This window comes from Streptomyces sp. NPDC001922, assembly GCF_042891165.1.
Lineage (GTDB): Bacteria > Actinomycetota > Actinomycetes > Streptomycetales > Streptomycetaceae > Streptomyces.
This window is the reverse complement of the sequence record NZ_JBIASV010000002.1, coordinates 22,937-35,047: the sequence shown is the minus strand read 5'-3', so window position 1 is coordinate 35,047 and position 12,111 is coordinate 22,937. Positions and strand designations below refer to the sequence as shown.

The 12,111-nt window shown below is 71.5% G+C and carries 11 protein-coding genes; 7 read left to right on the top strand and 4 right to left on the bottom strand.

What is annotated here, in order from left to right:
- Positions 1–45: 45 nt before the first annotated feature.
- Positions 46–300: a hypothetical protein gene (locus tag ACFYYR_RS03620; RefSeq protein WP_388847295.1), complete on the top strand. Its 255-nt coding sequence runs from the start codon at positions 46–48 to the stop codon at positions 298–300.
- Between the two features lie 147 nt (positions 301–447).
- Here the strand turns inward: ACFYYR_RS03620 and ACFYYR_RS03615 are convergent, their stop codons facing one another.
- Positions 448–1,491: an SGNH/GDSL hydrolase family protein gene (locus ACFYYR_RS03615; RefSeq protein ID WP_388846508.1), complete on the bottom strand. Its 1,044-nt coding sequence runs from the start codon at positions 1,489–1,491 to the stop codon at positions 448–450.
- A gap of 576 nt (positions 1,492–2,067) precedes the next feature.
- Between ACFYYR_RS03615 and ACFYYR_RS03610 the strand changes: the two genes are divergently transcribed.
- The 5 genes from ACFYYR_RS03610 (at position 2,068) to ACFYYR_RS03590 (ending at position 6,973) form a co-directional block, all read left to right on the top strand.
- Positions 2,068–3,165 (top strand): oxidoreductase, encoded by a 1,098-nt coding sequence (locus ACFYYR_RS03610; protein ID WP_388846506.1) that lies wholly within the window; start codon positions 2,068–2,070, stop codon positions 3,163–3,165.
- Positions 3,166–3,201: 36 nt separating this feature from the next.
- Positions 3,202–4,839: an ABC-F family ATP-binding cassette domain-containing protein gene (locus ACFYYR_RS03605; protein ID WP_388846505.1), complete on the top strand. Its 1,638-nt coding sequence runs from the start codon at positions 3,202–3,204 to the stop codon at positions 4,837–4,839.
- A gap of 319 nt (positions 4,840–5,158) precedes the next feature.
- Positions 5,159–5,782 (top strand): GNAT family N-acetyltransferase, encoded by a 624-nt coding sequence (locus tag ACFYYR_RS03600; protein WP_388846503.1) that lies wholly within the window; start codon positions 5,159–5,161, stop codon positions 5,780–5,782.
- A gap of 7 nt (positions 5,783–5,789) precedes the next feature.
- Positions 5,790–6,470 (top strand): hypothetical protein, encoded by a 681-nt coding sequence (locus ACFYYR_RS03595; RefSeq protein WP_388846501.1) that lies wholly within the window; start codon positions 5,790–5,792, stop codon positions 6,468–6,470.
- Positions 6,443–6,973 carry a hypothetical protein gene (locus ACFYYR_RS03590; RefSeq protein WP_388846499.1) on the top strand — a complete coding sequence of 177 codons (531 nt, stop codon included), beginning with the start codon at positions 6,443–6,445 and terminating at the stop codon, positions 6,971–6,973. Before ACFYYR_RS03595 ends, ACFYYR_RS03590 begins: the two co-directional genes overlap by 28 nt.
- 173 nt (positions 6,974–7,146) lie before the next feature.
- Here the strand turns inward: ACFYYR_RS03590 and ACFYYR_RS03585 are convergent, their stop codons facing one another.
- The 3 genes from ACFYYR_RS03585 to ACFYYR_RS03575 form a co-directional block, all read right to left on the bottom strand.
- Positions 7,147–9,588: a Tex family protein gene (locus tag ACFYYR_RS03585; RefSeq protein ID WP_388846497.1), complete on the bottom strand. Its 2,442-nt coding sequence runs from the start codon at positions 9,586–9,588 to the stop codon at positions 7,147–7,149.
- Between the two features lie 197 nt (positions 9,589–9,785).
- Positions 9,786–9,917 carry an LPFR motif small protein gene (locus tag ACFYYR_RS03580; protein WP_351514305.1) on the bottom strand — a complete coding sequence of 44 codons (132 nt, stop codon included), beginning with the start codon at positions 9,915–9,917 and terminating at the stop codon, positions 9,786–9,788.
- Between the two features lie 129 nt (positions 9,918–10,046).
- Positions 10,047–10,913, bottom strand: coding sequence for a hypothetical protein (locus tag ACFYYR_RS03575; protein ID WP_388846495.1), 867 nt, complete (start codon positions 10,911–10,913; stop codon positions 10,047–10,049).
- A 108-nt stretch (positions 10,914–11,021) separates the two neighbouring features.
- Here ACFYYR_RS03575 and ACFYYR_RS03570 point away from each other — a divergent pair, with 108 nt between their 5' ends.
- The gene (locus ACFYYR_RS03570) at positions 11,022–12,110 is read left to right on the top strand and encodes a DJ-1/PfpI family protein (RefSeq protein WP_388846493.1); all 1,089 of its coding nucleotides are present in this window, start codon (positions 11,022–11,024) and stop codon (positions 12,108–12,110) included.
- The last annotated feature ends 1 nt before the right edge of the window (position 12,111 follow it).

Below are 12,111 nucleotides of genomic sequence, written 5' to 3'. Positions count from 1 at the left end.
CGGCCCCGGGGAACATCGGTACAGCGGTTGGCGCTGAGATCGATCATGGTCGACCAGCACACCGGCTGGGGCTCCGCTGGGGTTCGCGGAAAGATCGCCGGGCGGGTGCCGGGGCCGGCTGCGGTCCGCCTCGTGCGACCCGTTCCATCGACCGCCGTCGCCCAGCTCCAGGCCGAGGGCCACGAGATCCGCGAGGAGGACATCACCCGGCTCTCCCCGCTCGAGCACCGCAACCCGAACCTGCTCGGAAATCGCAAGCGCCGGCAGGCTGATGTCAGGCTGCCTGGTATTTCTGACTAAGCCTTGATGGGTGCGGCCGACCTGGCGGCCTGCTCGATCTGACCGCGTACCCATGGCCGCTTCGAACTCGGCGTGACCGCGTGGACGCCCCGACGCCGGAGCCGTCGGCCGGGGCCGGGCTCCGGCGTCAGGGTTCGGGCCGGTGGGTCAGTGTTGGCGGAGGGCGATGCGGATCGCTCGCTCCACCTGGACCGCGGTGTTGGCGTGTCCCGCCGCGTTGGGGTGGATCATTGTGGCGCGCTTCTCGATGGGACCGCAGTCCACCGACGTGCCGGGGAACGTGGCGGGCCAGTAGTCCGCGGCGTCGCCGCAGATTCCTTCGATCCACTTGGTGCCCTCGGGCTGACAGACGTCGTGGCCCTGGCTGGAGGAGTGGACGTCGACGTAGCGGTCGCCGAAGTGCGACGTGACCTGCTTGATCGTTTTGTTCAGCGGCTTGAGGACGTCGTCACGAAGCCATCCGATGTCGGCGTGGGTGGTCGCGCCGAGTTCGGTGATGGACCTGCGGTCGCAGTCACTGGCCTTGGCCGGCATGATGGCCGGGTAGCCGACGGTGATCACCTTGGCGTTGGGCGCGGCCCGGTGCACCTCGGCCAGCATCTCGGTGTACTCGTTTTGGACCCGGGCGAGCCTCTCCCGGACGCTCTCCTCCCCCTCGGGCGGGTCGGTGAAGTGCTCGCGGCAGGACTTGCCGATCGTGCCCTGGTCGAGGCACTTGGAGAAGATGTCGCCGAAGGGCAGGCTGTTGCCGCCGATGGCGATGGTGACGACGTCGGTCTCGTCGTCGAGCCCGGCCCGCTTGATCTGCGTGTCCACCGCGGGCCAGCCGCCGGCAGGGGTCTGGACCGGGCTGATCGGCGTCTGCTTGACCTTGGCGATGTTCGCGATGACGGCGCTGCTGCAGCCGACGTTGGTCAGGCGGACGTGCTTGCCCGGCGGGAACTCGGCGAGTTCCCGTTCGACCACGCTGGGGTAGGAGTCGCTGGTCCGGGCGCAGCCGTCCTGCGACGGATCCCCCAGCGGGGGCTGCGGGTCGCCGACGAAGACGCCGGCGGTGTACGAGTCGCCGAGCGCGGCCCACTCGTACTGGTCGGCCGCACCGGCGGAGCCGGAGGGTAAGAGCGTGGACGCGGCGAGCGCGAGCCCGACAGCCAGGGCTCGCGTGCGCGGGCGGGAAACAGGGTGTCGCATGGATCCTCCAGGATCAGTGGAAGACGCCCGGACGGCCGGAACACGACGCCCGGGGCGGAACGCACCTCAGCCAAGATCATCCGTGCCGTCGCCCCGCCCTGTCCGGCGAAACGGCCGCCATCACCCGATCGGGTGAACTGGTCGGATCTTTCGCGTCGGCTCCGGCGCAGCCTGCTAACCTCGCGCGCGCGACAGACGGGGCAACCGGGGCCGGCGGACGCAGAATTCGTTGCCCGTGGGTCCGTCATGACCGTCCAGGAGCCGCCCTGTTCCGTGACCGCGCGGACGAGGGCGGCGCCCAGGGACTCCAGGCGGGCGACCTCCTTCTTGCGGGTGCCGGGTGCCGGGTGCCGGGTGTCGGGGGACGGGGGGACGGGTGGAGGTCGAGGCAGAGGCGGTTCCTGCCGGCCGGCTTCGGCTCCGGGACGCGCCCCCGAGCATCCCCGCAAATCCTTGAAGCCGCACCAAGCTCACACCCGCTGCCCCAGCAAGTGGAATACAACATTCCTTCACCGAACTGTGTGTATATATGGGCTGCTGTGCTCCAAAGCCGGACGACATAGCGATACTCGTGACATGTCCTATGCGACCTTCGGTCTGAAACCGGCGATGCGCGCCGGTGGTCTGCTGCCGGGCGGTGGCCGCCGACGCCACCGGGAATTCCTGGACTTCACGGTCGACGGCCGGCCCCTGCTGCTCCGGCTCACCGCCGGTGACACCGTCACCCCGCTCGTCCGGGGTATGGCGCCCGCCCGGTTCACCGCGCAGGTCCGGCGGTTGCTGCTGGAGTCCGTGCCGCCGCTGGCCGGCGGGCGGTACGTCCTCTACGGCTGCGCCGAGTGCACCGCCCTCGACTGCGGCGCGGTGACCGCCGTCGTCGAGCGGCAGGGGCCGGACGTCGTCTGGCGGGACTTCGCCTGGCAGTGCAATGAGGTCCCCGACTTCGTGCGGCACGGGTACCCGGACATCGGGCCGTTCCGCTTCAACAGCGATCAATACCGGTATGAACTCGAACGATTACTCGCCCGGAACGAACCCGACCCCGGCCCTCGAGTGCTCCTCATCGGTCACCGTGCCGCCCTCCTCGCCCGGCTCGCCGCCGCGCTGCGCGGCATCGGCATCGGCGCCGAGATCTCCCGCGAGGCGGTCCGGGCGCACCCCGCCGAACTGCTCCGCTACGGTGCCGTGCTCTTCGGCGACACCGTGGACGCGGCCGAGCGCGCCGCCGTCCGCCGGGCCTTCGAGGCCGCCGGTTCGGGCGCCGTCCTCCTCGAACCGCTCGCCCCGGTCCTCCCCGTGCTCGTCGCGCAGCTGACGCGGGCCCTCGACCCGGACCCCGCGGCCCCGCGGAGCCTGACGGGCCTGTCCGCCGACGAGCGGGAGATCACGCTCGACGTGGCCTCGGCCTGCCGGGTCCGGCTGGTCGTCCACCGGCTCGGCCCGCTGAGCCGGAACCGGGACCACGACGTCCTCGACGGGATCCTGGAACCGGGCCGCCAGGTGATCACCCCGGACCGCGGGGTGCTGCGGGCCCGGTCCTTCGTGGTCGCCCACGCCGCCGGCGGCGTCCTCACCGCACCGGTGGAGAGCCTGGTCGAGGGGCCCCGGCAGGCCCGTACCGCCGTACCGCCCGGCTGGGACGCCGGGCCCGTGCCCCGCCCCACCACACCGTGACCGCACCGCAGGACCGCACCGTAGGATCGACGCCTGATGACTGCCACGCTTGTCGCCAAGGACCTCGCCGCCGGCCATGGGGAGCGCTCCCTGTTCGCCGGCCTCGATCTGGTCGTCGCCCCCGGTGATGTGATCGGCCTCGTCGGGGTCAACGGCGCCGGCAAGTCGACCCTGCTGCGGCTGCTCGCCGGGCTCGACACCCCCGAGCACGGCAGTCTGCGGCTCAGCCCGCCGACCGCCGCCGTCGGCCATCTGCCCCAGGAGCCCGAGCGCCGGCCCGGCGAGACCGTGCGGGACTTCCTCGCCCGCCGCACCGGGGTCGCCGCCGCGCAGCGCGCCCTCGACACCGCGACCCAGGCCCTGATGGACGGCGCGCCCGGCGCCGACGACGCGTACGCCGAAGGCCTGGACCGCTGGCTCGGCCTCGGCGGGGCCGACCTGGAGGAGCGCACCGAGGAGGTCATGGCGCAGCTGAACCTCACCATTGGCCCGGACCAGCCGATGACCTCCCTCTCCGGCGGCCAGGCCGCCCGCGCGGGTCTCGCGTCGCTGCTGCTCAGCCGGTACGACGTCTTCCTGCTGGACGAGCCCACCAACGACCTGGACCTCGACGGCCTGGAACGGCTGGAGGCCTTCGTCACCGGCCTCCGGGCGGGCACCGTCGTCGTCAGCCACGACCGCGAGTTCCTCACCCGCACCGTGACCGGCGTGCTCGAACTCGACCTGGCCCAGCAGCAGGTGAACCTCTACGGCGGCGGCTACGCGGCCTACCTGGAGGAACGCGAGATCGCCCGGCAGCACGCCCGCCAGGAGTACGACGAGTACGCCGGCACCCGCGCCTCGCTGGAGGCCCGCGCCCGGATGCAGCGCGGCTGGATGGACAAGGGCGTCAAGAACGCCCGGCGCAAGGCCGGGGACAACGACAAGATCGGCCGGAAGTTCCGCTCCGAGGCGAGCGAGAAGCAGGCCGCGAAGGCCCGCCAGACCCAGCGCATGATCGAACGGCTCGATGTCGTCGAGGAGCCGCGCAAGGAGTGGGAGCTGCGGATGGAGATCGCCGCCGCGCCCCGGGCGGGCGCGGTGGTGGCCACCCTGGACGGGGCGGTGGCGCACCGCGGTCCGTTCGCCCTCGGGCCGGTCGACCTGCAGATCGACTGGGCGGACCGGGTCGCGATCACGGGAGCCAACGGCTCCGGCAAGTCCACCCTCCTCGCCGCCCTGCTCGGCCGGCTGCCGCTCGACGCGGGCCGGGCCGCCCTGGGCCCCGGCGTCGTGGTGGGCGAAGTGGACCAGGCGCGGGCGCTGTTCCTGGGGGACACCCCGCTGCTGGAGGCGTTCGGCGCGGCGGTGCCGGACATGGAGCCCGCCGACGTCCGCACCCTGCTGGCCAAGTTCGGGCTCAAGGCCGCCCATGTGCTCCGCCCGGCGTCGACGCTCTCGCCGGGTGAGCGCACCCGCGCCGGCCTCGCGCTGCTCCAGGGGCGCGGGGTGAATCTGCTGGTGCTGGACGAGCCCACGAACCACCTGGACCTGCCCGCCATCGAGCAGCTGGAGTCCGCGCTCGCGGGGTACGAGGGCACGCTGCTGCTGGTGACGCACGACCGCAGGATGCTCGACGCGGTGCACACCACGCGCCGGCTGGACGTCGTGGACGGCAAGGTCACCGAGGTCTGATACGCCGTCGCCGCGGACCGGCGCCGGGCCACCGCTGTCGACGGCGGTGACAACCACGGCGGGGCAAGGCGGCCGCTCGATCCCTGAGGTACCGCCGGACCTGTCGTTTCGCCCGTGGCGCCCGTCCGTGGTGCGATGGAACCGGGGGCGGAAAGGAGAGCGATCATGCCCGCAGCGAAGCGACCGGGTGTCGCCGCCTCGGTGTCGGTCCGCCCGCTGGTCGAGCCGGACCTGGACCGGGCCGACGAGATCTTCAGGGTCGCCTTCGGGACCTTCCTCGGGGCCCCTGAGCCGGAGACGTTCTTCGGGACCGCCGACTATGTCCGCACCCGCTGGGCGGCAGATCCATTGCGCGGCCTTCGCAGCGACCGTCGAGGGCGAGGTCGTCGGATCGAACTTCGCCGCCAACTGGGGCAGCGTCGGGTTCTTCGGCCCGCTGACCGTACGTCCGGATCTGTGGGACCAGGGCATCGGCAGGCGCCTCATGGAACCGGTCTTGGCCTGCTTCGACACCTGGGAGAACCGCCACCTCGGCCTGTTCACCTTCTCGCACAGTCCCAAGCACCTCGAGCTCTACCGCCGGTACGGCTTCTGGCCCCGATTCCTCACAGCCATCATGAAGAAGCAGGTCGCCGTCAGTGCCGAAGTCCCCGGCCGAGTGCTCTACGGCGAGCTGCCGGCCGCTGAGCGGCCGGAGGCACTGAGCCTCAGTCGCGCACTGACGGGGGCCGTGTACGAGGGCCTGAGCCTGGAGCGCGAGATCATGGCCACAGAGGCGCAGGGACTCGGTGACACCGTCCTCCTCGAAGGCGCCGGCTCCGGCCTCGACGGTCTGGCCGTCTGCCACTGCGGAGCGGGGTCGGAGGCCGGTGAGGACGTGTGCTTCGTCAAATTCGGCGCCGTACGGTCCGCAGCGCGCCGGCAGGGGAATCCACATGCGTAGAGCACCGATGCGACGCTTACTCATTCCGGTCACAGTTCTGGCCCTCAGTGCAATGATGGCTCCTACTTCCTACGCGGTTGAGGAACCGGCTGGTTCGGCTCCTGAGGAAGTCTTGCCGGAACAAGTAGCCAGCCAGGAAGCGAGTAGTGACGCAGTCGAGGGTCCTGTGATGTCGGACCAAGAGATAGCCGTCGATGAAAAGCTCAACGCTCTGCCAGAAGTGACCGATGATGGTGATGTCGACACAAAGCGTTGCGACAATCCGTATAAGAAGTGGTACACGGTCTCTGGTAAGAAAAACTATCACGTCCCGTCCTGGTGGCATGGCACCTCATACAAGGACGGCCCGGGTGGGACGATGACCGTCGAGGTCCTGAAATCAGGCAAGATCGTGGTCGAGTTGAGCGGGAGCGTCTCCGCCGATGCCGGCGTCATCCTCGCGAAGGTCAAGACGGAGTTTGGTGTCAAGGTGGTTGCCGAAGTCGGCGTCACAGTAGGGCACAAGTACGCCCGCGACATCAAGAGAGGGCGCTACGGGCACATGCAGTACGGTTCATGGGGCTACAAGACCAAATGGACCAAGTACGAAACGAGTGCCAACCGCTGTGGCAAGAAGAAGCTGGGGTCCGGCACCGCGAAGCTTCCTACCAAGGAGGTCGGATGGCGTTACTGGGAAACCCGGACATGATCCACGATCTACGGCTCACACGCCGTTGCGCCACCCTCCTCGTCCCAATCCTTTCCGTTGCTTTCATCGTGGGATGCAGTAGCGGCTCTGCGGATAGGGGCAAGCCGTCAAAGGATCCTAAGCCGAGTGCTTCACCATCTCCGACGAGTGACCGGACGAAGGTTCTGGAAAGAAGGGCAGAAGAAGCGCTAGGAATTGGGGAGGCGGACGATACCGGCGACCGGTTCGTAGAGTCGGGATTGGAGCGTGCAAGCGACGGAATCCACACCTACTCGGCCCTCTCGAACGGCGAATCCTACACGCTGTCAGTTGTCTGCTCGGGAGCAGGGCAGGTCCGTCTCGCCGTGACGGTGAAACGCTCGGTGCGGCAGACCGTGCCGTGCGACAATGTCCCCGTCCGTCAACGTATTACGAATGCCCCGGCACAGCTCAAGATTGACGTCGACGGCCTTGCTGGATCATCCGGGATCGTTGGTTGGCGGATCGATGAACTGACCACATAGGCGTCTGGAACGACTCCGCTCCGCACCGGGTCCATTGGTGCGGAGCGCAGTTGCGTGCACGCTGGCACTGGCGAATAACATGGCTCGCCGAGCTGGAGGTTCCCGCGTACAGCAGGGCTGCTGGACGGGGACCGGCGGTCGAACAGCACCGCCGGTCCCCGTCGTTCACCCGCTCAGCGCTTCTTCGGGTCGAGCAGCCCCGCCCGGCGCAGCGCGTCTGCCATGGCGCCGTTGGCGGGGGCCGCGTCGCGGCCGCCGTTCCCGCCGCGCCCCTGAGGCTGCTGCGGAGCACGCCGGCCCTGACCGCCCTGGCCGCGCTCGCCGCCCCGGCCCTGACCGCCCCGGCCGCGTTCGCCGCCCCGGCCCTGGCCCTGACCACCGCGGCCGCGCTCGCCGCCCCGGGCACCGCCCGAGCGGCCGCCACCGCCCTCGCCGGACGCGGCCTCGTCGTCCAGCCGCAGGGTCAGCGAGATGCGCTTGCGCGGGATGTCCACGTCCATGACCTTCACCCGCACGATGTCGCCGGGCTTGACCACGTCCCGCGGGTCGTTCACGAACGACGTGGACATCGCCGAGACGTGCACCAGCCCGTCCTGATGGACGCCGACGTCCACGAACGCGCCGAACGCCGCCACATTGGTGACCACGCCCTCCAGGATCATCCCGGCGGCGAGGTCGCCGATCTTCTCCACGCCCTCCTTGAAGGACGCGGTCTTGAAGGCGGGCCGCGGGTCGCGCCCCGGCTTCTCCAGCTCCTTCAGGATGTCGGTGACGGTCGGCAGACCGAAGGAGTCGTCCACGAACTCCTGGGGCCGCAGCCCGCGCAGCACCGCCGTGTTGCCGATCAGCGTGGCGACGTCCGCACCCGCGGAGGACACCATCCGCCGCACCACCGGGTACGCCTCGGGGTGCACGCTGGAGGCGTCCAGCGGGTCGTCCCCGCCGGGGATGCGGAGGAAGCCGGCGCACTGCTCGTACGCCTTGGGGCCCAGCCGCGACACGTCCTTGAGCGCCTTCCGGGTGCGGAACGGGCCGTTGGCGTCGCGGTGCGCCACGATGTTCTCCGCCAGGCCCGCGCCGATGCCCGAGACCCGGCCGAGCAGCGGCGCGGACGCGGTGTTGACGTCGACGCCGACGCCGTTCACACAGTCCTCCACCACCGCGTCGAGCGAGCGGGAGAGCTTCACCTCGGACAGGTCGTGCTGGTACTGACCGACGCCGATCGACTTGGGGTCGATCTTCACCAGTTCGGCCAGCGGGTCCTGGAGCCGGCGGGCGATCGACACCGCGCCGCGCAGCGACACATCGAGCTCCGGCAGCTCCTGCGAGGCGAACGCGGACGCCGAGTACACCGACGCCCCGGCCTCCGAGACCATCACCTTGGTGAGCTTCAACTCCGGCTGCCGCGCGATGAGATCGGCCGCCAGCTTGTCGGTCTCGCGGGAGGCGGTGCCGTTGCCGATGGCGATCAGCTCCACCGAGTGCTCCCGGGCGAGCCGCGCCAGCCTGGCGAGGGCCTCGTCCCACTTCTGCTGCGGCACGTGCGGGTGGATGGTGTCGGTGGCGGCGACCTTGCCGGTCGCGTCGACCACGGCCACCTTCACCCCGGTGCGGAAGCCCGGGTCCAGGCCCATCGTCGCGCGGGTGCCCGCGGGCGCCGCCAGCAGCAGATCCCGCAGGTTCGCCGCGAAGACCCGGACGGCCTCGTCCTCGGCGGCCTGCCGCAGCCGCAGCCGCAGGTCGATGCCGAGGTGCACCAGGACGCGGGTGCGCCAGGCCCAGCGGACGGTGTCCGCGAGCCAGCCGTCCGCCGGCCGCCCCCGGTCCACGATGCCGAAGCGGTGCGCGATGGCCTGCTCGTACGAGGTGGGGCCGGTGCGCTCGGTGGGCTCCTCCGGTTCCAGGACGAGGTCGAGGACCTCCTCCTTCTCACCGCGGAACATCGCCAGCACCCGGTGCGAGGGGAGCTGGGTGAACGGCTCGGCGAAGTCGAAGTAGTCGGCGAACTTGGCGCCCGCCTCCTCCTTGCCCTCCCGGACCGTGGCGGCCACCCGGCCCTTCGTCCACATGCGTTCCCGCAGCTCGCCGATGAGGTCGGCGTCCTCACCGAACCGCTCGGTGAGGATCGCGCGGGCGCCCTCCAGGGCCGCGGAGGCGTCCGCCACGCCCTTGTCGGCGTCCACGAACGCCGCTGCCGCCGCCTGCGGTTCGACGGACGGATCCGTCAGCAGGCCGTCGGCCAGCGGTTCGAGCCCCGCCTCCCGGGCGATCTGTGCCTTGGTGCGGCGCTTGGGCTTGTAGGGGAGGTAGATGTCCTCCAGCCGGGCCTTGGAGTCCGCGGCCCGGATCTGCGCCTCCAGCGCCTCGTCGAGCTTGCCCTGGCTGCGGACCGACTCGATGATCGCCGTGCGGCGCTCCTCCAGCTCCCGCAGATAGCGCAGCCGCTCCTCCAGCGAGCGCAACTGCGCGTCGTCCAGCATCTCGGTCGCTTCCTTGCGGTAGCGCGCGATGAAGGGGACGGTCGACCCGCCGTCGAGCAGCTCGACGGCTGCCTTCACCTGCCGCTCCCGTACGCCGAGCTCCTCGGCGATCCTGCTCTCGATCGACGTCGTCACGATCCCGTTCCGCCTTGTCGTTGCGCTGGTCTCTGCATTGTGGCAGGTGGCGCCGGTGAGCGGCCTCCGGGACGCGGCGGGACTCCGGGGTGTGCCCCGGGGAGCCCGCCGCGCCGGACGGGATCGGACGTTCCGGCCGGACGGCGCCGGCCCTCGTCTCGCCGGCCCTGTTCACCGCCGGCCGGCGGAGCCTCCCGTCAGACGCGGCGGGACCGGGCGGAGTCGGACACTCCGCCGAAGAGCCGGGCGACGGCGCGGAAGGGCAGGGTCACCACGGCGGCGAGGGTGCTGCCGATGGCACGGAGTACATCTGCGATGGCACGGAACACGGTTCCTCCAGGAGTGCGTCACGGTCGGTGTCGTGTCCCGGCGCGTTGCCCTGCACGGCGCCCCCAAACATCCGCCACCCCTCCGGTTCCGCTTCCGGTTACCGCCGCCCGGCGCGTGCCCGCGGTGCGTCAGCCCTTGCCGAAGAGGTCCTGCGGGAAGGCACCGGCGGCGAGCGCTGCGCTGGTCAGGCCGCCCGCGAGTTCGGTGAGCCGGGCGACGCCGGCCGCGCCGAGGTGCTCGTACGGTGCCAGGTCCAGCCGGTCGGTGTCCCGCTCCAGTTGCTTGCGCAGGCCGGTGCCCTCCTCGGTCAACCCGCCCTGCGCGTCGAGCAGTCCGCGCTCGCGCAGCCGCTCCTCGGCGGCGGCCCACTCCTCCTTCGTCCAGCCGCGGGTGAACAGCAGCCAGGAGGGCGACATGCTGTGGCCGCTCGCGGCGTGGCTGACGATCGCCTCCAGCGCGTCCAGCCCGGCCGCAGCCAGCAGCGCCACATGCCCGTCGCCGCGGTGCTCGCGCAGCAGGGTCGCCGCGTGCCAGAGCGCCAGGTGCGGCGCCTCGGGCACCGGCAGATCGGCGTGGGCCGCGTAGAGCGGCCGGGCGGGACGGACGCAGCCCTGGGTGGCGCGCAGCGCCAGCTCCGCGGCCTCCGCCATCTCGGGCGAGGCGACGGTGTCCTCGCCCAGCAGCCGGCGCAGCATCGTGTCGACGGCGCGCTGCCGCGCCGCGAGGATCTGCTCCGGCGACGCGGTCTCCCACACCTGCGGCACGTGGCGGGCGACGGTCTCGTACCGGAAGTTGTAGAAGGTCGCCGTCACCACCGACGCGCCCACCGGCCCCAGCGCCGCGGCCCGCGACGCGAAGTAGACCGCCGACGGGTCGTCCAGCCCGATGGCGGCCATCTCCCCCTTGTGCTCGGGGGAGAAGTAGACGGCCGAGTGCAGCGGGTTGAGGGCGTTGTGACAGTGGCGGCCGGCGCGCGGGGGCAGAGGTGTGGTCATGCCCGCACGCTACCCACAGGTAGCCGGTGCCGGAAGAGGCGGCCCCATGGCAGGAAAGGTGGGAAATTCGTCGTTGCCGACGCGCGAGGGCGGTCGCAGGATGGAGTCATGGCTCCTCACACCGTGCTCCTCGTCCTCTTCGAAGGCGTGCAGAGCCTCGATGTCACGGGCCCGCTGGAGGTGTTCACCGGCGCCTCGAAGGCCGCCCGGAACCCGGACTTCTACCGGGTCCGCACCGCCTCCCTCGACGGCGCCCCGGTCCGGACCTCCAGCGGCCTGCTGATCACCCCGGACACCGCGCTCACCGGGGCCGGGGCGCCGCACACCCTGGTGGTGCCCGGCGGCGACGGCACCCGCAGCCCCGGCCCCGGGCTGATCGCCTGGCTGCGGGAGACGGCGCCGCACGCCCGCCGGGTGGTCTCCGTCTGCACCGGCGCCTTTCTGCTCGCCGAGGCCGGTCTGCTGGACGGGCACCGCGCCACGACGCACTGGACGATGTGCGACCAACTGGCCGGGCGCTTCCCCGCGGTGGACGTCGAGCCGGAGCCGATCTACGTGCGCGACGGCCGCGTGGCCACCTCGGCGGGCGTCACCTCGGGCATCGACCTCGCGCTCGCCCTGGTCGAGGAGGACCTGGGGCGCGACGCGGCGCTGACCGTCGCCCGCCACCTGGTCGTCTTCCTGCGCCGCCCCGGCAACCAGAACCAGTTCAGCAGCCAGCTCGCCGCACAGACCGCCCAGCGCCGCCCCCTCCGGGACGTCCAGCAGTGGATCGCCGAGAACCCGGGCGCCGACCTGTCGGTGGAGCGGCTGGCCGGGCGGGCCGGGCTCTCGCCCCGGCACTTCGCCCGCGCCTTCCAGGCCGAAGTCGGCTGCACGCCCGGCCGGTACGTGGACCGGGTGCGGCTGGAGACCGCCCGGCGGCTGCTGGAGGACTCGGTGGACGGCGTCGAAGGGATCTCCCGCGCCTGCGGCTACGGCACCCCGGAGGCGATGCGCCGCGCCTTCGTCCGCACCCTCGGCACGGCACCGGCCGAATACCGGCGCCGCTTCCGGCCGATGACTCCGGCCGGCCCCATGACTCCTGTCGCCGGCCCCGAGACCCCGGCCGGCCCCGAGACCCCTACCGGCCCCAAGGCCCCTACCGGCCCCAAGACCCCTACCGGCCCCAAGACCCCTACCGAACAGGGACAGTGAC